General features: G+C 47.0%; 1 protein-coding gene. It reads right to left on the bottom strand.

Annotation, left to right across the window (positions count from 1 at the left end):
• Positions 1 to 749, bottom strand: a 749-nt coding sequence (locus A3763_RS04595; protein WP_197482768.1) for an FAD-dependent monooxygenase, incomplete at both ends; no start/stop codon positions are given.

The following is a 749-nucleotide window of genomic DNA, read 5'->3' as shown; positions in this document are numbered from 1 at the left end:
CGCTCACTGAAACTCTCTTCCAAAGCTTTACAAAATTCAGCATCGCTCATATCCAAATGTGCCTGTATCTCTTTTTCGTCATGTGTCCAGACCAGTGCACAATCAGACTCCCTCAAGGGCAACATTGCCAATGGGCCTTTCTTAGTGAAGCGCTCAAACGCAACACCTTCATTTGGCAATGCAGTACTGACGTTAGCCACCAAGGCATGCTGAGAATATTTTTCCACTTGATAAGCAATGCCTAATAGCTTCGCAGTGCTCGACTCCGTACCATCTGCAATCACCATCAAGCGAGTGTTTAGCACTTTCTGCTGTTCAGGCTGCTCAATTGAGCTTAAGTGCACTTGATGGAAGTCTTTGCCTTGAGATATATGAGAAACCTTCACACCACTATAAAAAGGTAGTGATCTCTCATACACCTTGCTTAACAAACTCTGGCCCAAGCACTGATTCGGCACCACATAACCTAAGGCTTCCTGTCCATACTCTGCTGCATGCATCCGGGTGGTTCCAAAGCAGCCTTTTTCTGATACATGAACCTGTTCGATGGCACATACCGAAGGCTCAATATCTGTCCAGACATCAAGCTGCTCTAAGATTTCTCGCGTGCCCCAAGACAAGGCTGTCGACCTCGCATCGTAGCTAGGAGTGTACTCAGGTATATCTTTAGAGAAGGCAAAGGCATCAATCATGACGACATCAAGGCCTAGCTTAGATAGCCCCAAAGCAGTGCTTGCCCCGACCATTCC

It is taken from the genome of Oleiphilus sp. HI0128 (assembly GCF_001635365.1).
This window is presented reverse-complemented; position numbering and strand designations above follow the sequence as displayed.